The sequence below is a fragment of the Nostoc sp. genome, from assembly GCF_036918015.1.
Taxonomy (GTDB): domain Bacteria; phylum Cyanobacteriota; class Cyanobacteriia; order Cyanobacteriales; family Nostocaceae; genus Nostoc.
The window spans coordinates 1-21430 of the sequence record NZ_JBALEO010000102.1 but is presented as its reverse complement, the minus strand read 5'-3'; the positions used below and the strand labels follow the sequence as shown (position 1 = coordinate 21430).

At 42.2% G+C, this 21430-nt stretch carries 17 protein-coding genes and 1 pseudogene; 5 read left to right on the top strand and 13 right to left on the bottom strand.

Annotated elements, in window-relative coordinates:
- Window positions 1-36: 36 nt before the first annotated feature.
- Both V7K61_RS33220 and V7K61_RS33215 read right to left on the bottom strand, forming a co-directional pair.
- A complete protein-coding gene (locus tag V7K61_RS33220) occupies window positions 37-549 on the bottom strand; it encodes a phosphate-starvation-inducible PsiE family protein (RefSeq protein ID WP_335060446.1) in 513 nt (170 codons plus the stop codon).
- Between the two features lie 197 nt (window positions 550-746).
- On the bottom strand, window positions 747-2477 hold the full coding sequence (locus tag V7K61_RS33215) for a diflavin flavoprotein (protein ID WP_335060356.1): 1731 nt from the start codon (window positions 2475-2477) through the stop codon (window positions 747-749).
- 218 nt (window positions 2478-2695) lie between these two features.
- On the opposite strand from V7K61_RS33215, the gene V7K61_RS33210 reads away from it, so the two are divergent.
- Complete coding sequence (locus tag V7K61_RS33210) at window positions 2696-3667, top strand: 1-aminocyclopropane-1-carboxylate deaminase/D-cysteine desulfhydrase (protein WP_335060354.1); 972 nt, start codon at window positions 2696-2698, stop codon at window positions 3665-3667.
- A gap of 25 nt (window positions 3668-3692) precedes the next feature.
- Here V7K61_RS33210 and V7K61_RS33205 read toward each other — a convergent pair whose 3' ends face one another.
- The 4 genes from V7K61_RS33205 to bcp form a co-directional block, all read right to left on the bottom strand.
- On the bottom strand, window positions 3693-4850 hold the full coding sequence (locus V7K61_RS33205) for a cysteine desulfurase family protein (RefSeq protein WP_335060352.1): 1158 nt from the start codon (window positions 4848-4850) through the stop codon (window positions 3693-3695).
- A 5-nt stretch (window positions 4851-4855) separates the two neighbouring features.
- Complete coding sequence (locus V7K61_RS33200) at window positions 4856-5482, bottom strand: type I restriction endonuclease (protein ID WP_335060350.1); 627 nt, start codon at window positions 5480-5482, stop codon at window positions 4856-4858.
- 75 nt (window positions 5483-5557) lie between these two features.
- Window positions 5558-6214: a type I restriction endonuclease gene (locus V7K61_RS33195; RefSeq protein WP_335060348.1), complete on the bottom strand. Its 657-nt coding sequence runs from the start codon at window positions 6212-6214 to the stop codon at window positions 5558-5560.
- 74 nt (window positions 6215-6288) lie between these two features.
- Window positions 6289-6768 (bottom strand): thioredoxin-dependent thiol peroxidase, encoded by a 480-nt coding sequence (gene bcp / locus V7K61_RS33190; protein ID WP_335060346.1) that lies wholly within the window; start codon window positions 6766-6768, stop codon window positions 6289-6291.
- Between the two features lie 112 nt (window positions 6769-6880).
- Between bcp and V7K61_RS33185 the strand changes: the two genes are divergently transcribed.
- The 3 genes from V7K61_RS33185 to V7K61_RS33175 all read left to right on the top strand — a co-directional run bounded on the left by V7K61_RS33185 (window position 6881) and on the right by V7K61_RS33175 (window position 9313).
- Window positions 6881-7735, top strand: a complete 855-nt coding sequence (locus V7K61_RS33185) for an FAD-binding domain-containing protein (RefSeq protein ID WP_335060444.1) — start codon at window positions 6881-6883, stop codon at window positions 7733-7735.
- Window positions 7732-8160, top strand: coding sequence for a hypothetical protein (locus tag V7K61_RS33180; RefSeq protein ID WP_335060344.1), 429 nt, complete (start codon window positions 7732-7734; stop codon window positions 8158-8160). Before V7K61_RS33185 ends, V7K61_RS33180 begins: the two co-directional genes overlap by 4 nt.
- An 832-nt stretch (window positions 8161-8992) precedes the next feature.
- The gene (locus tag V7K61_RS33175; RefSeq protein ID WP_094348335.1) at window positions 8993-9313 is read left to right on the top strand and encodes a hypothetical protein; all 321 of its coding nucleotides are present in this window, start codon (window positions 8993-8995) and stop codon (window positions 9311-9313) included.
- Between the two features lie 68 nt (window positions 9314-9381).
- On the opposite strand, the gene V7K61_RS33170 is transcribed toward V7K61_RS33175, so the two are convergent.
- The 7 genes from V7K61_RS33170 to V7K61_RS33140 all read right to left on the bottom strand — a co-directional run bounded on the left by V7K61_RS33170 (window position 9382) and on the right by V7K61_RS33140 (window position 20319).
- Entirely contained in the window at window positions 9382-9726 is a 345-nt protein-coding gene (locus V7K61_RS33170) for a DUF2103 domain-containing protein (RefSeq protein WP_289798576.1), read from the bottom strand.
- A gap of 11 nt (window positions 9727-9737) precedes the next feature.
- Complete coding sequence (gene clpS / locus V7K61_RS33165; protein ID WP_094348337.1) at window positions 9738-10064, bottom strand: ATP-dependent Clp protease adapter ClpS; 327 nt, start codon at window positions 10062-10064, stop codon at window positions 9738-9740.
- 424 nt (window positions 10065-10488) lie between these two features.
- Window positions 10489-12519 (bottom strand): FAD-dependent oxidoreductase, encoded by a 2031-nt coding sequence (locus V7K61_RS33160; RefSeq protein ID WP_335060342.1) that lies wholly within the window; start codon window positions 12517-12519, stop codon window positions 10489-10491.
- A gap of 661 nt (window positions 12520-13180) precedes the next feature.
- Window positions 13181-17146 (bottom strand): DUF4912 domain-containing protein, encoded by a 3966-nt coding sequence (locus V7K61_RS33155; RefSeq protein WP_335060340.1) that lies wholly within the window; start codon window positions 17144-17146, stop codon window positions 13181-13183.
- Between the two features lie 367 nt (window positions 17147-17513).
- Window positions 17514-18626, bottom strand: a complete 1113-nt coding sequence (locus tag V7K61_RS33150) for a precorrin-8X methylmutase (protein ID WP_335060338.1) — start codon at window positions 18624-18626, stop codon at window positions 17514-17516.
- A 3-nt stretch (window positions 18627-18629) separates the two neighbouring features.
- Window positions 18630-19202: a hypothetical protein gene (locus tag V7K61_RS33145; RefSeq protein ID WP_335060336.1), complete on the bottom strand. Its 573-nt coding sequence runs from the start codon at window positions 19200-19202 to the stop codon at window positions 18630-18632.
- Window positions 19189-20319, bottom strand: coding sequence for an AAA family ATPase (locus V7K61_RS33140; RefSeq protein WP_335060334.1), 1131 nt, complete (start codon window positions 20317-20319; stop codon window positions 19189-19191). The genes V7K61_RS33145 and V7K61_RS33140 overlap by 14 nt, the downstream gene beginning before the upstream one ends.
- A 255-nt stretch (window positions 20320-20574) precedes the next feature.
- On the opposite strand from V7K61_RS33140, the pseudogene V7K61_RS33135 reads away from it, so the two are divergent.
- Window positions 20575-21345, top strand: a pseudogene (locus tag V7K61_RS33135) (HAD-IC family P-type ATPase); the annotation flags it as partial.
- Window positions 21346-21430: the final 85 nt, after the last annotated feature.

Here is a 21430-nt window from a genome sequence, read left to right as displayed (position 1 = left end):
GACACGATTAATCGCGTCTCTACCCACTCCCTATTTTTAATGACCATTGGTTTGTGTTAGTTCAGACTTGGCTCTGCTTCTATAGCGTTTAGATACTTCTTGTTCTGGGTCGATACCTTCAAAAGTAGGGGGTAGCCAAACTCGGAGAAATAGTAGTACTCCCAGCACTAATAAAAAAGCACAAGTTGCTAAAACTTGACTCCAACTTGTTTCTAGAACACCTTTAACAATGACTTCCCGCAAGGCAGAAACGATGGAAACTTCAACAGCTACCCCAATAGATACTCGATGTTCCTGTAAGTAAATAATCAACAATCGGAATAGCTCAACTAAGATAAGTAAAAAGAGAATATCGGCAGTAACAGCATGAAAATCTAGAGGCGGAAGTAAGGAGAGAAACATATCCCTCACCTGAAGCACCATGAAGCTAAATAAACCGATACACAAACAAATCACAATCACATCTTGGATAAATTCCAAGGTTCGCACAACGCGCCCTCGATTGATTTCGTACATCGTAATCGGGATATTTTCAGCAGATTTATACATAGTTTTTTGGGAGACGCGATTCATCGCGTCTGTACAAGAGTGGGTAGAGACGCGATTCATCGCGTCTGTAGAGAGCAGAGGAGCCTAACGAGAAATAACAAATGACCAATACTTCTCTACGAGAGGCTGCGCCAACGGCTACGCGGTAGTTGAGCGAAGTCGAAACTCAGTACAAGTGACAAATGACAAATGACAATTTAATAATGATTGCCAATTTTGCGGTGATGGGCGGCGGTAAGTGCGTTTAGTTTAGCGACTCTTCCAGTTTGGACTGTACTATAAATTACCCAATGATCTCCACAATCCATGCGGCTAGTAATTTCACATTCCATGTAAGCTAGAGCTTCAGCTAAAACGGGCGATTCATTTTTAGCTGGATATGTTTTTACTCCCGCAAATCTATCTGCACCAGGAGCAAAACGCTTGAGGAAATGTTTCATTAATCCTTGATATTTGCCTTCTTCTAAAACATTTAAAACAAAGCGATCGCCAACGTGCATCAAGGATTCAATTGCCCGATCTTTGGATACTGCGATCGCAACTCCCAAAGGCTCAAGACTGGCTTGTGTCACCCACGAAGCCAGCATTGCACTCTGAATTTCTCCTTTTTTGGCGGTGATAATATACAATCCTGTGGTAATCCGCCCCAAAGCTTTTTCTAGCTCGGTATTGATAGATTTTATTTGTTTAATGGTGCGATCGCGGGTTAACCATTGACCCATATCTGTCCCCGCTTCATCACAAAGTTGTTCCGTTGCTTGGGTAGGAATTTCCTTAACTAAAATAGGTGGAAAAACTTCAGTTAATCCCAATTCTTGAAACTTATTGCGTAAGGGATAAATTGGTTCATCTTCTCCTCCTCCCGACTCTAATAAACCAATTGCTTGTTTCTTATGAACAGCAGCTAAAATAGTACTTAAAGCCGCTTGAGCTATTACTGAAGATTGGGCTGGCATTGCAATTATTAAACCAGAGGCTTGTGCAACTAATTCTCGAACTTCTTGAGGCTCGGCACTATTGAAGTCTACTAATTCTATTGCCACGCCTGTTTTTGCGCATCCATGTGCAATGTTACGGACTAAATGTTCGCTATGCCCATAATCTTCAACATAAAATAGAGCCACTAAAGTCTCTGTTTTTGCTTGTTCTAAACTCCAGTTTTGATACCGTCCAAGCCATTCGGAAATATAGTTTTGTAATAAAGGGCCATGTCCTGTAGCAACTATTCCTATTTCTAACTTTTCAATCCGCTTTAAAGCCGCTAAGACAGACCGGGCATTAGGCCCCATGAGACAATCATAGTAATATTTAAAATCCTCCTCAAGTAAGGTGATATTTTCATCATAAGTGTGGTCATCACAGTAGTGCATCCCAAACACATCACAGGTGTAGAGAGTGGAAGTTTTATGGTTGTATGTCAAAATTGTGTCAGGCCAGTGTAAGTTAGGTGCAGAGATAAATTCTAGTTCGTGTCCGTTGCCTAAATCTAATCGCTCTCCACTTTTCACCTGCATTGATTTAAAAGGCTGGTGAACCATATTTTCTAAAAATTGAATAGCTACCTTTGCACCAACAACAGTAATGGAAGGAGCTAATTGTAAAATATCTTTCACTAAGCCACTGTGGTCTGGTTCTGTATGGCTAATAATCAAGTAATCTATCTTAGTTGGATCGATTAATCCCGTCACTACCTCAAGATATAATTGCTCAAACTTGCGGTGAGATGTGTCAACTAAGGCAATTTTTTCTCCTTGAATTAAAAAAGAATTATAGGTTGTACCATTCCGTAAACCAAACTCGATATCAAAACGTTCTCTATCCCAATCGAGACAACGTATAGCAGTCGTTTGAGGAGCAATTTCAACAGTTTCAATCGTCAAACGTCCAGGATTGGAAATAACTTGAGTAAGCTGTGTGAGTGCAACCATTTTTTTCTCCAAAAGAATATTATCTGGAGCGAGTGTTATGTTTCTTATATTTACCTGAAATTCTCAATTAGTAAAATGTCAATTTCTAAAGCTAATCATTAGAAAGATTTATCCATCATTTAGCTTGACTTACCATTGAATTACTCAATGTTTATCATTACTTTTATATTCGATAATGAACGTGAGAAAATGCAAATTCTAAGTTAGAATCTTGACAGATGTCGTTAACCTTTATTACTCCTCCTCTACAACAAATCAACAGCGAAATCGCCCGTCACGCTGGTGTTGAACTGTATGTGCTGCGCCTCGATCTCATGCACCCGTGGGTTAACGGCAATAAGTGGTTTAAGCTGAAATACAATCTTTTAGAGGCCAAGGAGAAAAATTTCACAACGCTGCTAACCTTTGGCGGCGCTTATTCCAATCACATCTATGCAACTGCGGCGGCTGGTAATCTTTTTGGTTTTCGCACCATCGGCGTAATTCGTGGAGAGGAGAGGCTACCATTAAACGCAACGCTGAGTTTTGCTGTACAACGGGGTATGCAGCTTGTGTATCTGAACCGCGAAATGTATCGACAGCGCAACACACCAGCGTTAGAAGAATATCTGCGACAACGTTTCGGCGAGGTGTTTATCATTCCCGAAGGCGGGAGTAATTTAAATGGTGTGCGCGGCTGCACAGAGATAATTATTGGTGATGCGATGCCTACGGCTGGCTACGCCTACGCCTTTAATCATATATGCGTAGCCTGCGGTACAGCCACCACACTAGCGGGGATTGCGCTTTCGCTGCATGAAAGACAAAGAGCGATCGCATTTCCCGTATTGAAAAATGGCGCATTTCTCGCCCAAGAAATTGAAAGTTTATTGACAAACTACCTCGCCTCTGATTTACCCACACCATATAATTCTCCCGCTTCTTGGGAATTGGTATGTGATTATCATTTTGGCGGCTATGCAAAGGTGAACGATGAGTTACTACTGTTCAGCAAACAGTTCACACAGGAACATGGCGTACCCCTCGATTACGTATATACCGCCAAAATGTTTTACGGAGTGATGGATTTACTACAGCAGGGATTTTTTTGTAAAGGCGATCGCTTGTTGCTAGTACACACAGGCGGCTTACAAGGCAACGCTGGTATTGAGGAGCGTTTTCAGAAGTTTACTAAAATCTCAGAGACTTAGCAATGCGACATCTCTACAAGGTTTCTTACCGTTTATTTTGTAAACTTTGAATAGTAGCGATCGCGTGTTTCGCTGCAATATCAATCTCCTCTTCTGTATTAAACCTGCCAATGCCAAACCTGATTGAGGCATAAGCTAGCTGTTGGGGGTGTCCCAATGCTGTGAGAACATAGGAAGGTGCAGTATGTGCCGACGAGCAAGCAGAACCAGAAGATATGGCCATTACTGGCTGCAATCCTAGCAAAAGCGCGGCTCCATCCACTCCCTCAACACTGATACTCAAGTTTCCCGCCAATCGCTGTTCGGGATGTCCGTTGAGATGAATTCCTTCAACTTGCGATAGCTGTTCCCATAATCTTTGTCTTAATTGGGTGAGGCGTTGGGTTTCTATTGCTTGTTCAGCCAAAGCGATTTCTACAGCTTTGCCAAAGCCGACAATTTGCGGTGTATACAATGTACCAGAACGCATTCCCCGCTCATGTCCGCCGCCGTGCTGCTGGGGAGCCAGTTGTACTCTGCGATCGCGTCTGCGGACGTATAGCGCTCCAATGCCTTTGGGCCCATATACTTTATGTGCTGTTAGCGACATCAAGTCAATTTTCATCGCTTGCACATCTAAAGGAATTTTACCAATAGCTTGGGCGGCATCTGTATGGAAAATGATTTGGTGTTCATGGCACATTTCTCCAATTTCTGCCAAAGGCTGCAACACGCCAATTTCGTTATTTGCAGCCATCACCGATACTAAAATTGTCTCAGGACGGAAAGCTTTTTTTAACTCAGTTAAATCAATCAATCCATCTTTTTGGACAGGGAGAATAGTAATTTCAAAACCGAGACTTTTTAAATAATTACAAGGATCAATGACTGCATTATGTTCAGTAGTAACAGTAATAATATGCTGACCTTTTTTAAAATAAGTTTCGGCAACACCTTTAATAGCTAAATTATTTGCTTCTGTTGCCCCACTCGTAAACACAATTTCTTCTGGTGTGGCATTGATTGCTGCTGCTAAAACTTCTCGCGTTTGCTTAATAGCAGCTTCTGCTTCCCAACCATAAACATGACTAATACTTGCTGGGTTGCCAAATTTTTCTGTGAAGTAGGGGATCATTGCTGCTAGTACCCGTTCATCTACGGGTGTAGTAGCGTGACAATCAAGGTAGATAGGACGAATAGACATAATTATTAACTCAAACTTTGACTCAAATTTTTTAATACACTGAGAACCTGATACAGTTCATTTTTTCTCCTCAACAGCGTAAATTCATCAGACAATGCATACTTTGGTATATTTTGTTGAGTCAGTTTTATAAAAATGAAATGACTACCATTTGTTACTAATCCAAAAGCAGGTTTGTCTTGATTAGGATTAGCCAACATATAAACAAGTGCTTGAGGTATGGCTTCTAAAAGAGAAAAGCTAGACCTTTTAGATTCAATTACTAACAACCAGAATTGTTCTTGAATAACTAAAACATCAATTCTACCTCTAATGATTTCTCCTTCATCTTCCGCAGAAATTTCTATTGATTCCTCGCCTCTCATATAAAAAGGCTCATCATAAAATCCAGCTAAATTGAGTAAAGGAGATAGAACTACTAATTTCACCGTTTCTTCTGACAAAGGAGGACGCTTGACTAAACGGAGAAAATGAAGTTTTATTCTGTCTAAATCTTGCTTTTCTAAATCTGTAATTTCCGGTAAATTTTCAAACCATTCTGTGAAGAATGCTTCATCTTCGGCTAGCTGTAGGCTAAATCTTTCTTCCAAATAGGCAAGCCCGACATTTTGTGCTTGGATAAATTGAACCATAATTTATTTACAAGATACAATATAACTATTATGACACTGTTCTAGTATTAACCTAGATAGAAATAGCAAAGATAATTAACTTAAAAGTTGACCTATTTTTTTTAATATATTCAAAACTTTATATAATTCATTTTCGCGTCTATATAAAGTAAATCTATCAGATAAAGCATATATTGGTTTATCTTGTTTTATCAATTTAATAAATTGGAAATCTTCTCCATTCATTACCAAGGAATATGCAGGATGCTTAGGCTGAGGATTTGCCAGCATATAAGTTAGTGCTTGAGGAATCGCCTTTGCCAAGGAAAAACTAGACCTTTTAGATTCAATTATCAGTAACCATAGCTGATCTTGGAGAACTAAGACATCAATTTTACCTTTAATAATTCCTTTATTATCTTCGGTCGTTACTTCATTATCAATGATAAAATCTTCACTGATTTCTACACTTTCTTCAGTAGCAATATAAAAAGGAGGACGATAAAAACCAGCTAAATCTAGCAACGGAGATAATACTACCAATTTTACTGCTTCTTCTAAAAGAGGAGCATTTTCAAGGACGTTAAGATAGTTATTTTTAACTCTGTCTAAATATTGCTTTTCTAATTCGGAAACTTCAGGGATGTAGTCAAACCACTCTGTAAAAAATTGCTCATCTTCAGATTTATACAGAGCAAATTTTTTCTTTAAGTAGGCAAGAGTAACATTTTGGGCTTGGATGACTTGAATCATGTTTATTTCAACTTGCAAAAAGTCTAATTCCTGACTTTAATTATTACGCTAGCAGTTTCTAGCATCCAGCCGCCTTACGTGGCTGCTAATTCTCGTAATTTAGTTAAAACTGCTTGAGCGTGACCTTTGGTTTTCACATTAGGCCAAGTATAGACAATAATTTTATCAGGTGAAATTAGAAAGGTTGAGCGAACAACACCCATATATTCTTTGCCCATAAATTTTTTTAAGCGCCAAGCACCGTAGACTTCTGTCAAAATATGTTCTGGGTCACTTAAAAGGGTGATTGACAAGTTATGTTTGCTGATAAATTTACAATGGGATTTACCTGAATCTGGACTTACGCCTAAGATTTTTGCTCCCAGTGCGCTAAAGTCTTGATACAACTCGGTGAAATCTTTTGCTTCGGTGGTACAACCGGGTGTGTCATCTTTGGGGTAGAAGTAGAGGACAACCCACTGACTGCTGAAGTCGTCGAGAGTGACTGCATTACCATTTTGGTTAGGTGTGGAAAAATCTGGTGCTGGTTGTCCGACTTGGGGAATGTTGCTCATGATGGGGTGTGAGAGATTGTGTAGGCGTAGCCTGTCGTAGATATCGCTTTAGAATTGTACAGTACATATATTGAGCGATGCCTACGCACGTAACCATTCATATTTGCTGATAATGCCTAAAGATATGCAACGCGAATTTACCAACCGCGATGAGTTGGTAGCCTACCTGCGCGAACAATTCCCAAGTGCAGCAGAACGTGATAACCACATCAGCGAAACTCTGGGGGGACGCAAAGCGGCACAAACAGCGCTGCAAAAAATCGACCCAGTTCGCTATGCCCAAACACGTAATTTCTTCACAGGTGCAGTCACGCGTCTTTCACCTTACATCCGCTATGGCGTTTTGAGTTTGCGAGAAATTCGAGATTACGTCCTTGAACGGGTACAACACCAAGATGATGCTACGAAACTAATTAACGAATTAGGTTGGCGCGACTACTGGCAACGGTTGTATATAAAGTTAGGGGATGAAATCTGGAAAGACCAGGAAGAGTACAAAACTGGTTATACTGTGGGCGAATATGCACCCGAATTGCCGCGAGATATTAGAGAAGGAAGTACAGGCAGGGTTTGCATTGACAGCTTCAGTCATGATTTGAGAGAAACTGGTTATCTACATAACCACGCACGAATGTGGTTAGCGGCTTATGTTGTCCATTGGCGGCGTATTCGTTGGCAAGCAGGAGCCAAATGGTTTCTTGAGCATCTTTTAGATGGAGATCCTGCTAGTAATAATATGTCATGGCAGTGGGTTGCCAGCACTTTTAGTCATAAACCGTATTTTTTCAACCGTGAGAACTTAGAACGCTACACCAAAGGCATTTATTGTCAGAAATGTCCCCTTTACGGTCATTGTGATTTTGAAGGCAGTTATGAAGAATTAGAACAGCGACTTTTTCCTAAAGGTGAATTTAGCAAACAAGCCAATAGCCAAAGTTGGCAACGGGGAAAGAAAGGTAAAAAATGAATAAACCAATTGTTTGGGTACATGGAGATTGTCTCAGTCCAAATAATCCCGCATTACAAAAATACCCTGATGCCCCAGCTATCTGGGTTTGGGATGAGGCTTTGATAGAGGAATGGCAATTGAGTCTTAAACGTCTGACTTTTATCTACGAATGTTTGCTAGAGTTACCTGTTGTTATTCGCCGTGGCAATGTGGCACAAGAAATTTTAGCTTTTGCTCAAGAACATGATGCCAATTTAGTTGTCACAGCCAATAGTCCCAGTTCCCGGTTTGATGATATCTGTAATCAAATAGAGCGTTCTATAGCAGTGGAAGTGTTAGAGGTAGAAGCATTTTTTGACTATGACGGCTACATTGACTTGAAACGGTTCTCACGTTATTGGAAAGTGGCTCAAAATTATGTTTATCAAAAGCCTTCACCCTAAATTCCTCTTATAAATTGGGCTACGGTGTACACACATCTTGGTAATGAAGCCTAAACCCTGGATTTTCCCCCCTTAATGCCCCCGATGCATTGGCTACAGTGTACACACAAGTAACCAGTTTTATCCCAATACGCTTGAGATAAGCCAGAAACTCCTCATGTAGAGACGCGATTTATCGCGTCTAAAAGACACGTTAGAGTTAGAGAGACGCGATAAATCGCCGTCTCTACAAAGAATGGACTCGTCAATTATTCCTTGACAGACTACTATTTCCGACTTGTGTGTACACCGTAGCCCAATTTGGAAGAGGGGCTTTAAAATTGGCTCCCCTTCTCCCGATTTGGGAGAAGGGTTGCGGGATGGGGGCGGTTAATTTTACTTAAAAGATTTTGATTGATTTTTTAAGTAAGATTAACTCATAAGTGAATTACAACAAATGTTGCAATCATTTAAACGTTTCTTATATATGGAGGAGTAATTGTTGCAAAGTATTAAGCCTTTCCAGCACTTGCTTATACATTTATTGGAAATACTTAAATCTTTCTTATACATGGAGGAGTAATTGTTGCAAAGTATTAAGCCTTTCCAGCACTTGCTTATACATTTATTGGAAATACTTAAACCTTTCTTATACATGAAGGAGCAATTGTTGCAAATGCTTCAATTTTGGCAACTAGTCTTGCAGGTTAATGAAGTTATGAGTGCTGAGTTGCAAGTGAGATTTTTCACTCAGCAGTATTGAATCTATTGAGGTTTGTAAATAATTTGTATCTCTGCAAGGAATATTCCTTTAGACTGAGTTTCAACTGAAAAAATGTGGGAATAAACACAAATGCATTCGTTAAATATATTTTGTCACGAATCTGTAGTTGCTGTTTCCTTTGTCGCTTGCATTATTGGACTGTTGTTACTGTGGAATAGTAAGCAGCAAACAAATGAGATGGAAGAAACAGAGCGAATTCTGTTTAGAATGAGCTTTAGTTACTGGCTAGTTTACTGTGTAGCTTTTGGCATCGAAAAAATAGTTTTACCTGGCTGGGAATCTGTAGTCATGACTTTGAAAATAACTACGGCTCTGTCATATTTCTTAACTTTTTCTTGTATTGTTAGTCTGCCGCTACACAAATTTGCAGTACATCGGGTTGAGGAGTAGTGATTGGGCATCCCTTCTCTGCGAGACGCTACGCGAACGCTCAGGGCAAGTGCGCATGGAGTATGCGATTAACATCTCATAGCGATCGCTAATGCAGCTTCTAGTTGATCTTGGGGTAAAGTCGTTAAAATAAACACCTCTTGTACCGTTTTCCCCTGCCGTGCAATGACTTTATAGCCGCCGCGAATGGGTACTGAGACGCGTAGTTGCATTTTTGGACAGTGACCCTTCGATCGCCCAATCACTCCCGGCGTCACAGTTTGGATGCCATCTTGCTGACAAAGACGTTCTAAAATAGGGATAAGACCAGAAAGGTGTGTTGAGTGATTCCAAACCAGTCTGGCAGCTTTTTGTGTTCGCGTAGCGTCTCGTAGAGAAGCCGTGCGGAGGGGATCTACGGAGGGTTTGCCCATAATAATTAAGGTTAAGCTGCTTCTAGAGGTGCCATTGTCAAACCTGCTCGGCGCAGTTGCTGGTGATAGAGTTCCGCAGGTTCTTGGGGCCCGACCCAGACGATCGCTTGACCTTCATAGTGTACCTGATTAGTCAAATCCCACGCGCGATCGCCACTCATTCCTGGAATATATTTCATCAAACATTCAGACACGTGTTGGAATGTATTAAAATCATCGTTTAATACAATCACTTTGTAATTCGGATAAGTCTTACGGATAACTTGATTAGACCGTTCAGGAGCTATAGTTGGTGCCGTGGACATCCCGTAAACATCTGCTGAAAGTGTCATAACCATAAAACAATTGGTCAAGATAATTTTACAAAACTACACTACAAGTAATTAGTTTAGTTCATTGTTTAGTTGTCATTTGTCCGTTGTCATTTGTCCGTTGTCATTTGTCCGTTGTCCTTATCCTTAACCAATGACTAATGATATCGTGTCCGGCTAAAGACTTATCATTTAGACCGCAGTTCTTGCTGGGGGAAGAGGCTTTTGTTTTGCACAGATTTGGTAATCATAAGTGATTAGCCGGACTTGATATGACCAATGACCAATGACCAATACAACTCTTGGAGAGGCTGCGCCAACGGCTACGCTCAGTACAAGTGACAAATGACAAATGACAAATGACAAATGACAAATGACCAATGACCAATGACAAATGACAAATGACCAATGACCAATGACAAATGACCAATGACAAATGACAAATGACAATCTATTTCCAATTATCCCAGTTTTCGTTAAAAATAGATGTATCTGGGAAGGCGGTAGGGTTGCCATTTTGTTGCAAAAGCCGCTTGAGTGCTTCTAGTTGTGGCTCTTGTTTAGGTAAATCATCAACAAGTTGGTAAGGTGCGATCGCATTTTTAAGTGCAAAACTAGCAATAGTTCCCGCAGCTGCGCCAGCCGACCATTCAAAGGAGTGTACTCGATAGGCAGCAGCAGCAATATGACTAGTCGCAATACTTTTGCCACCTACGAGTAAATTATCAATTTTCTGGGGAATCATCGCTCTCAAAGCAATTTGAAAGGGATAAGCTTGACCAGCGCCACGTCTTTCGCCTGGACGTTCTGTGTTACCAGGTGCTTCTGGGGGACTATTCACCATGCAAGGATGGAAATCTATGGCGTAGTGACCAATACCCACAGCATCGGGGAAAACGGTAGAACGAGTCCGTCGCATTGCTTTGTCTGGTGGAACTTTACCGTCAATTACTGATATTGCTTCTAAACCTGCAACTGCTGCTCGTAGGCGACGATACATATCTGCTGGGAGAGTCTTGGAGTAATACTCGTCATTATAATCTCGGCGGGAAATATCAATTTCCCAGATACCAAAACCTCCGGTTTGTCCCCAACTGGGGCGGCCAATAATCCGCCTTCCTTCTCGCATATAGGGATATTTTGATAAACCATGCACTGTCCCCATTGGTGAATTTAAACCGGAAACAAAGCGGTTATTAGTTTGCGGCTTCTTGACACCATCCCCTAGTTGAGAATCTGTAGTGCCAGCTACCAACCAGTAATAGAAAGATAAGGCATTTTCCTCAGCGCTGCGGAGGGCTTCTGTCCGCAGTCCTCCCATCCAACCCCCTGGTTCTAACTGTCCAGTACTTTGTAACTGTTGACGAGTGTAAACTAGGTTATCCTGGGCTGTTCCGGGGCGGTAGTCGTTACCCCAAGTCCAGTTTTGCATCGAGATATCCCCTGGTGCAGCCGCAGTAAAACTTACACCGCCAAATTTTGCTGGTTTTCCTTTGTTTGGACTCCAAATGCGACGATAGCTAAAAACTAAATCAAAGTTAGCCAGTCGCGTTAATTCATAGCTGAAATATGGCGCATATTGTGGATAAAATGCAGGCATTGTCTGCGGTTGCGGTTCCTTAGTGGCCTCCATTGCAAAGGTGTAGGTAAAGCCTTGGGGGCAATAGGGGTCATTATTGGCACTGGAAGCAGAAGGTTCTAGGTAAGAACGGGCATCAATGCCTAATCGGTAAGGGACATCAGCAAGGGCGATAATTTCTCCGGTTTCGCTAGCGTCTACGACATACCATTTAGGAGCATTCTCTTCCGTTGCTTTGGGGATGAAACGGACAATAGTTTTAGTAAACCGAGATGAGTTTTCGTAGCGATAGGAATCTTCAATACTTTGAGATAACGTAAAAGTATTGAGAGGTGGTGCGCCTTTTGGTGGTTGAGATTGAATTGCGATCGCACTATTAATTATTTTGCCATCAGCAGCGATTTCCAAATCCTTAATTACTGTGTTGGGAAACCATTGCAACTTCCCTTTGCCCTGCTTTTCGGCATCTTTAAGCATCTGGGTCAAAATTGTGTGAGCATCGTGGGGAAGAAAACACGATTCACTTACCCAGCAGTTACCGGGGTTAAGCTTACCGTATTTCCGCCCAATGCGGTTTCGCAATTCTAGGTAGCCGCGAGAATAGAATTTGAGAGATCGTTGAGTTGGGCGTTCATCTAACGCAGATGTCCCTTGAGCAGAAATTTGTCCTCCTAGCCAGTCGGTAATTTCTGTGAGACAAACTGTTCGCCCTGCTAGCAAGCCCTCGTAAGCTGTAGCTACACCAGAAAGTCCACCACCCACAACTAAAATCTCGCAATTTACACTTTTGTCTGGGGTTCTCGGTGGCGCAGCGTTCGCCTCATCAAATGCGACTAAGCTAGAGATTAAATTAAGACCGATCAGCGATGTTAAGCTAAAAGCTACTTTGTGTCTATGCTTCATAGTTAAAAAAAACGCTCCAAATCCTGTGTCACCTTGTAGACGTTAGCATTTAGGAAATGTCTAGCTCAAGAAATTTTTCCAAAGCAAGAGACGCGATGAATCGTTGTCTTTAAAATACAGACGCGATGAATCGCCGTCTCTACAATATGCGATGAATCGTGTCTTTGTGATGATTTATCACATTTTTGCGATCTATAATTTTCATCAAAAAACCTTAATGGAATCGTATTATAATTACTTCCCCTAATATAGGATTACTATTTGATTTTTGAACAACACGTAGGGTGTGTTATCGCGAAGCGTAACGCACCATTTTCAAGGGTTTGGTGCGTTAGACTAAAGTCATAACGCACCCTACAAATACTTAATTTTTTTCAGAAATCAAACCGGATTCCTATATTATGTCCGCTTGATTACTTATTAAACCCGAAGAACCCCACCCCCAACCCCTCCCCGCCTGCGGGGAACTCGGGGCCCCCTCTGGGGATTAGGGGCAGGGGAGACAAAGCACAGCTTTGGCGGGGTGGGGTTCTTTTATTATGGGTAATTTGGCGGACATGATATAACAGGGATGAAAACGAAACTTGGCATAATAAAATCCCCCCTTCCTACACTCCCTAAAAAGGGAGAATCAGGTTAGAGGGGATAACTCAGGGTAATATTAGCTTTCGGAAGTTTCCTGAGAGAACTTCTTATGAATAGTTCTTGTGGATTCCCCATCAGCAGCTACCGTGATGAGATAGTCCATTAAACCATCTGAAAAGGGAAGACGTAGGTGGAAAGTACCATCGGGTTTAACTTTGATGGCATGACCACCAATGTTTACGTTTGTATTTGGTTGAGTTGCTCCGTGAATAATTAACTCAGCATCAGCCACAAACCAGAAATCTCCGTAGGGACGACTGAATACCCGGACGTTAGCGGAACGGGCTATAAGTAACCAACCATCGCCATCAGCAATATAGCCAATTTCAACCATGTAATCGCGATCGCTCACGGGAATCGCCACAAAGCGATCGCGTGCTACTTCTTCAGATTCATACTGCTGGACAAGTTGGGGACTTTGATAACTCAAGTCAATGCCGGTGACATCATAGAGTCGCACTACTAATTGGGAACCGCCTTGTTGTCGTAGTGCTTCAGATTGAGCTTTGGAGATGTGCCAAGAGACATAAGCCCACTTGGGAGTCCGGGGTGTGAGGATAATGCTGCTCTCTTCTGGGGCAGTTTCTGCTTCTACACCTGCCAAGCCAACAGCTGTTTCGCTGACTAATGGTACATTTTCAACAGTGGAATCTGTTGTCGGCTCTGTAGGCACTGGACTAAAGACACGAACGATCGCAGAACGGGCTATGAATAACCAGCAATCGCCATCAGCGACATAGCCAACTTCAGCTATGTAGTCGCGATCGCTGATGGGAATTTCCACAAAGCGATCATGTGCTGTCTCTTCACATTCATACTGCTGGACAAGCTGAGGATTTTGATAACTCAAATCTATGCCAGTCACATCAGACAGCCGCACTACCAATTGAGAGCCGCCCTGTTGTCGCAGTGCTGCTTTCTTAGCTTCGGAAATCTCCCAAGAGACTTCAGCCCATTGGAAAGTGCGGGGTGTGAGGACAATACTGCTCTCTTGTTGGACATCTACCAAATCAACATCTGTTTTATCCGCGATTGCGACATCATCAACTACCGGATCTGGATTCACAGGATTGAAGACACGAACGATCGCAGAACGGGCGATAAATAACCAGCGTTCGCCATCAGCCAGATAGCCAATTTCAGCTATGTAGTCGCGATCGCCGAGGGGAATGTCCACCAATCCGTCGTTTTCTGTTTCCTCAGATTCATACAGCTTTACTAGCTGCGGAGTTTGATAACTCAAGTCAATGCCAGTCACATCATACAGCCGCACGAGCAATTGAGAGCCGCCTTGTTGCCGCAGTGCTGCTTTCTTGGCTTCGGAAATCTCCCAAGAGACATGAGCCGATCCATCAGTATCTGGTGTGAGGACAATACTGCTTTCTTCATCTGCATCTACCAAACCAATAGCTGTTTCGGCTGCCATTGCCACATCATCAACTATCGGATCTGGATTCACAGGACTGAAGACACGCACAATTGCAGAACGAGCGATGAATAACCAGTGTTCGCCATAAGCGATATAGCCAATTTCAGCGATGTAGTCGCGATCGCCCTGGGGAATTTCTACAACGCGATCGTGTGCTGTCTCTGCACATTCATACTGCTTTACTAGCTGCGGAGTTTGATAACTCAAATCAATGCCAGTCACATCAGACAGCCGCACTACCAATTGAGTACCGCCTTGTTGCCACAGTTCTGCTTTCTTGGCTGCGGAAATCTCCCAAGAGACATGAGCCGATGTATAAGTATGTGGTGTGAGTACAATACTACTTTCTTCATCTACATCAACCAAACCATTAGTTGTTTCGGCTGCGATCGTCTCATTTGAAGCATCCGCTCCGAAAGTGCTAGCCCAAGCGCCAACTCCTGCGCCCGCTGCTAAAGCTGCGGCTGCGGCCAAATCTGTGGAGTTAGCTTCCCCAACAGTCGGCTCGGTGGGAAGTTCTGACTCTGGCAAAGCTAAAGTGGGTTCGGCTGCGTCCGCTACCACATTCAATGCATCTTTACTCAATAAATCTTCTGGAAATTCCGGTAAATCGAGCAGTGAAGATGTATCTGTCGCGGATGCTTCCTCATCGGCTGTCACTTGGTCAGATTCCGCTAAGGGCAATTCATCTACTGAGGCTGTATCTTCATTTGAGGTGATACTCTCTAGCCAGTTCAATTCTGCCTGAAGTTCCTCGTCTGCCTCATCTTCACTAATTGCTGTGTCCCAATATCCAAAATCAGATGTTGCTTGTGGCACATCTGGTAATTCTGGGAGTGGGGCTGTCACCTCAGATGAAGGCAGTTCCGCATCAGACACCTCTTCTGGAATATTACCTGGGTAAGGATATGAAGTATTGACTACAGCTGCCGGAGCTTCTATATCCCATGCAACTTCATCAGCATCAGGAGTATATGTCTCCGTATAATTATTTAGCTCGACTGTCTCATCAATTGCATTTGGTTCTGTTTCTTTGTTGTTAAAGGTAGACCAGGTAGCCGCCCCGATACCTGTTGCTATAGCCGCACCACCTAAAGCTGCGGCTCCTAAGTTGTTATTTTCTGAGCCATTCGCTACGCCCGATGTCGCGCCTTCATAGAGGTTAGAAGTACCATTACTTGTCTCTTGTACTAAATTTCCTGTCCCCTGAGTAGCATTTTGGTTCAGATCGGATTCTGTTTGAGCGTAGATGTTGAAAGGAGTGCGATCGGGGGTTTCTTGCTCTTGGAAGTGCGGTACTGCCTGCTCCTCCAGCGTCGTTCCATTCAGGGAGGAAGTTGTGCTGGCATCGAGCGCCGCCGTTTCTCCATTGGGTGGATGAGGATTTGATTCTGGTAAATTGTCTATTCTCTCGGTGGGCAATGGGGGTTTTTTCAGAATCCACCATAGTACAGAGCCACCCACAGTTATAAAAAAGACAGGTAGCAGCAACCACAATGGTGTTTCTTTATTTACAATTGGAGCGCTTTGTGGAGGAGCGGCCACAAAGGGCTGTTCGGCAAATACAGAACTAGTGGCATTAGGGGAAGGCGTAGGCGCTGGTGTCGTTTGGACACCTGGAGAAGCTGCAACAGCAGGTTGTAATACGCTGGCTGCGATCGCCTCGGCTTCGGCAGTTCTACCTTTTTCTATAGCCTGCTGTCCTGCGGGTGCTAGGGTAAAGCCAAGAAAATCTACTGTGGTTAAACTCTGATCTTTTTTGTAAACGTAAACTAAAGGTTGCGAGAAGGGATATCTCGCATCAGCTGGCAAGGCTTGATGTAATTGCAGAACTCGCACACCTTTCAACTTTGACACCTGATTAGCTAACACATAGCTGATGCCGTCTTTGCCCAGTTGTTTGATGATTTCTGCGGTGTTTTCGTCACTTACTTGGGTAGCATTAGCCCCTGTAGCAAATTCAGCATTTTTGAAGGCTGGATAAGTACGAAAAGTATTGCGAGTTTCGCTCGTGTTCGGGCGATCGATTAATCGAATCTTGGCTGAAGGCGCTCCCAGTTGCGACCAATTTGTAATTTGCCCCCGAAAAATCCGGGCGAATTGCCTACTAGTCAAACTTCCTTTGAAAGGATTGTCTGCACCAACCACGATCGCAATCTTCTCACGCTGCAAACGAACTTGCTCTAGTCCTTGAGCTTTTTCTGCTGGCGTCAACCCGCGCCCCATTGCGACTATATCAATTTTGCCATCTAGCAAATCTTTCAGCGCTTTATCAGTGCCGTTAGCAGCAACTTCAACCTTTTTACCAACAAACTGTTTTTCAAAACTTTCTTTCAGGCTTTGGTTGATTGCACTCAAGCTACTGGAACCGTCAATCCGCACTATCGGTTCATTCCGCACTGTTTGTGGCAGTGGCGAAGAGGTAGCTTCAGGTGTAGATTGTGCCAGCATCGGTGCTGATACCACCAGAGATGCTGCCATCGGGGTTGTAGCTAAGGCAACCCATAATAACAGTCTGACTATCGAAGTATCTTTTTTTTCTTGTTGCCACATAAGCCCCTTAATTAAAGTAAAAAATAGAAAGCCTGCCAGTCCTAAATCGCGATCTTTATAAAGATAATGGAGGAGACGGGCTAATTATACATCTGAGTTATCTTTAGTTCTAATTGCTTCAAAGCACTTATGCTGATTTATACTTCGCTGTAGCTTAGATAGCATGATAATTTATACTCTAATTGCCAAAGTCTGTTTACTATAAATTTTTCTAAGTTATATTGCAACTTATACCAAGTTGGTAGTTTATGGCCACAATTATGAATTATTGAATTACTAAAACTGGTAAAGTGTAGCAAATTCAATATTATTTAACAATATTATTTTCAGTAGTGGTGAGTCTGAGTGCTGAGTTATGAGTTATGAGTTATGAGTTATGAAGATAACAATGACAATCTGGCTTATCAATCAGTGACTCAACCAAAGCATTTAGGGCAGTTGCAGCTAATGCGCCACCTCCCAAAGTGCCTTCAACTGTAATATAAGGTATACCTTGTTGCATCAGTTGTCGCTTGGCTGCGGGAGCATGACTAAAGCCAATGGGCATTCCAATTACTAATGCAGGCTGAATTTTTTGATTAGCAATCGCTTCACAAGCTTCCAGAAGTACTGAGGGAGCATAACCAACTACCAGCACACAACCATTACTTACTTGCAGCAATTTTGTTCGCCATTCTTGATGTTGCCAAAAGGCGAGTTCTGCTTCAGTGGCGGTAGTAATATGGGGGTTATCAATTAAGGTTTCGGTGCGGCATCCCAAGTGAAGTAATCGGGTTTGATCCAAAGCAGCAGCAACCGTTTGAGTATCGACAACAATTTGACAACTTGAAGATAAAGCTTCTCGACTAGCTGCGATCGCATCTCGGCTCAATTTAATAAAGGATACTAAACTGACATCGCCACAAGCCAAAACCAACTGAGAGATTAAGTGTTGTTCAATTTCCGAACGGTGAGATAAATCAGGTAATAAGCGTTGTAGCGATTCGGTAAAAGCTTCTGAATGGGTATGAATTTCGGCATCCAAACCACTCCAGAGATTTTCCAATCCTCCCAATCCCGCTTGGGTTTCAACATCAAGTAACTTCAGTTGCGCCAAAACTTCCGCCTGGATAATTTGACAATGGCGATCGCGCCCCAATAATCCTTCTAATGCTGATGCAGTTTGTCGCAGTTGAGAAATTTGTTGCATCACCGCGCGATATTGCTGCTGGAGTTGTCCCATGAGGTTAACCGTTGTATCGGCTTCTGGTTCCACCTCCAAAATATTGCGGATATGATTTAGCTGAAACCCTTGCTGCTTCAGCGCGACAATTCGTTGCAACCGGAGAACATCTTTTTGGGTGTAGAGACGGTAATTGCTGCGCGATCGCACTGGTTGCGGTAATAGTCCCAATTGATGATAATGTCGCACCATTCGCGGAGTCAAACCGCCGCCTACCGCATCAGTGAGTTCTTTAATAGTTAAGCAACCAGCATTCATGATTTACTCCAACAAGAGCAAAATTCTTTGTAACTCTTCACAAGCAGCCTGAAGAGATGGTGGCGCATTTTCATCTAAACTCCCTTGAGAACACTGGTTTGCTAATTCTTCAACACCGGGTTTACAAATTGCCTCATTGTTAGGGAATTTTGGATATTTGGATTTTTCTCCTTCTTCTTCAACAACTTCTCCTGTTAGTAAATAATGTATCCAAGTTTCGATATTTCTTTTTGGCACAAAGATTGCTATTTTCTCATCAGGCTTCCGAAGTTCCTGTGAATTTTCTATCAGTGCATTATCTAATTCTCTCAGTGTTGCCCTTACTGTCGTAGTATCTGCATCAATCAACACTACTAGCATTCCTGAACGATAGTTTTTTCTCCGGTATGCTTTAACCTCTGCTGCATAATGGTTTCTAACAAACTGCTCTCCTGCACCTTTACCTTTTGGAGAAGTCCTAATTGTGAGGTTTTTTGGATCTATATTAAAGCCTCGCTTTTTTAAAAAATGGTATGCAAAAACTTGCTGTTGTAGATCCTCACACAAAATTACTATCTGTACTCTATTCTGGGTCATACAGCCAGCCCCGTGCAATCAGTTCTGAAATTGGTAATCCAGAATTTTGAGTTTCTTCATTACTAATTAGTTTTACTCGTGCAGGTGCATTACTTTGACGCTCAAACCAATAACCTATTGGTGAAGCTAGAAGATAATTAATTAATACAGGATGATGTGAAATTAGTAAAGCTTGTATTTTCCCATCAATACAGAAATCATAAAGTTGAATTAGCCAAGGTTGAATTTCCGGCAGAGCTAAAAAACTTTCTGGCTCATCAATGCAAAGTGTATAATCTTCAGATTCAGTGCAATAGAGAATGGTGTACAGAGCAATTATCACTTTTTGACCATCGGATAATTCACTAAAGCGATAATCAATAATCTTTGTCCTATCTTTATCTGTTGAAAATCTTAATTTTAGAGTCCGATAGTTTTCACTGAACTGTTCAAACTTAAAACTTACAAACCCATCTAGTACATCTTTTAAAACATTCATCAGTTCAGCAACTTTACCCTGATCTTGGGAAATGTAGCGATACCAAGAAACAAAATTTTCCATTCTCGAAGTTAGATGAATTTCTTCCTTCTCACTACCATCAAGCATAAGACTAGGAATAATTTGTACGATAATAAATCGCTGTATACGTTTTGTGAACCAGGCTAATTTTGTACTGTCACTGTCTACCGTAAATAAGTATAGTAAAGATCCGACTAATTGTAATCGTGAAGGTAATGAGGTTTTCATTACTTCTTCATGATCATCTTGAAAAATTTTAACTTCGCCCCCCTCAGACTTCAGTAAAGCTTGGTTATTAAACCAGAGGCGCTCATATTCAACATGACTCTTATCTTGATTATGTTTAATAGCAAATTCATATTTATAACTACCACCATTTCCAGCAATTTCTAGCTCAAAACGCTGAATTTGTAAAGTCTGCCAGCGAGTACAGTCAGCAGATTTAAAAATTCCTTCTACTTTTTCGTCACCACTTATAAAAATTTGAATTTTCCGTAAAACTTCAAAAACTGTTGATTTACCTGCTCCATTACCGCCAAGAAACAGGTTAATCGAGTCAAAGTTCATCTCAAAATTTACCAACCCGCGAAAGTTATCAATATATATTCGCTTTAGCATAGATTTTTTCCTACTAGTGCAATTTTAAAGCTAACAGTTAAATCGTCCCATTTACCCACATCCCGCTTTTGAAAAATGCTCCCATAACTAACTCTGCGTACCTTTGCGCTTCCCTCAGCGCGACGGCAGTCGCTACAACGGGGGGAACCCCCGCAACGCGCTGCCTCCCCTCTGCGTTTCAAAATCATTATAAACCTTGACATTAACATTAATGTCAAGGTTTAGCGTAAGAGAGTCCTTGTTAATTCACCTCTCATGCTCTACCCCCAACGTTTTAACCAATTCACTAGAGAACACGCAGATACTGTAGCAGCCCTTTTGTGTGGCTTACTGCTATTTTTCGGATGGTTCGCCTTGCATCTCGGCGCTTTGGGATTGGCGTTGCTGCTGTTACCTGCTGCTTATGTAATTGGTGGTTACGAAAGTGCGCGGGAGGGATTGACTACTCTCTTCAAAGAAAAAGAACTCGATGTAGATTTGCTGATGATTGTCGCCGCTATTGGTGCTGCTAGTCTCGGCTTATGGCGAAGAGAATATCATCTAATTATTGATGGAGCAATTTTGATTCTGATCTTTGCCATCAGTGGCGCATTAGAAGGCTATGCAATGCAGCGAACTGAGCGGAGTATCCGCAGTTTGATGAGTTTGACACCAGATACAGCAAGGGTTTTGCTTCAGGGGAGGGAAGAGGAAATTCCGATCAGTCAGCTAAAAGTGGGCGATGAGATTGTCGTCAAACCTGGAGAGCTAATTCCTACTGATGGGATAATTTTATCTGGTTACAGCACCCTCAATCAAGCTGCAATTACAGGCGAGTCTTTACCTGTAGAGAAAACAGTGGGCGAAGAAGTATTTGCCGGTACACTCAATGGTTATGGTGCATTGCAGATTAAAGTACACAAACCAGCCCAAAGCAGTTTGATTCAGCGTGTGATTCGTTTGGTAGAACAAGCGCAGACAGAAGCACCACCTTCCCAAGAGTTTATCGATCGCTTTGAGAAAGGATATGCCAAAGTCATTGTGATTTGAACTAAAAAATGAGATTTTAACTCATGATATGCTTCAGAAATGAGTATCCAGTTTATAGTTCACTTTTAATATTCGAGTTTTT